This window comes from Kineococcus esterisolvens, from assembly GCF_050871405.1.
Classification (GTDB): domain Bacteria; phylum Actinomycetota; class Actinomycetes; order Actinomycetales; family Kineococcaceae; genus Kineococcus.
Window position 1 is genome coordinate 1 of the sequence record NZ_JBJLRI010000155.1, and the last position, 747, is coordinate 747.

Here is a 747-nt window from a genome sequence, read left to right on the forward strand (position 1 = left end):
TCGCTGAGGGCAGCGTAGTGGGCGGCCTCAGCCTCCGCTGGTGGGCGGTAGTCCAGCCGGGAGTGCAGCCGGGCATTGTTCCACCACTCCACCCAGGTCGCGGTGGCGTACTCGACGTCGGACAGGGTCTTCAACGGTCCCGCGTGGAAGGGACCGACCCGGATGCACTCGGTCTTGTAGAGGCCGATCACCGTCTCCATCAGCGCGTTGTCGTAGGCGTCACCGACCGAGCCGATCGAAGCAGCGAATCCCTCGATGGCCAGGTGCTCAGTCAGCCTCAAACTCTTGTATTGCGACCCGGCATCCGAGTGCATGATCAAACCGGGCGCCACCGGTGTCCCGGCGTGCTCGCGTCCCCAGGTCGCCATCCGCAGGCAGGTGAGGACCAGGTCGGTGTGCTTGCTGGTTATCGCGTGCCAGCCCACGATCCGATGCGCGAAGACGTCGACGATGAAGGCGACGTAGACGAACCCCGCCCACGTCCGGACATACGTGAAGTCGGCGACCCAGACGAGGTTCGGCGCGGAGGCGGTGAACCGCCGGTTCAGCAAATCCGCAGCCCGTACCCCGTCCTTGTCGGGGATGGTGGTGCGGACCTTCTTCGCCCGTCGGGCGCCATTCATGCCCTCGGCCCGCATCAACCGGTCCACGGTGCAGTGCGCCACGGCCAGACCCGTCCGGCGCAGGTGGGCGACCATCTTGCGTCGCCCGTACAGCGACTCCGGCCGCCCAGCAGTCGTGCGCAAA

Annotated in this window: 1 protein-coding gene; it reads right to left on the reverse strand. The window is 66.9% G+C overall.

Translation table 11 applies throughout. From position 1 onward, the window contains the following. A partial coding sequence (locus tag ACRYR8_RS21205) for an IS3 family transposase (protein WP_432486245.1) occupies positions 1-747 on the reverse strand: 747 nt, incomplete at both ends.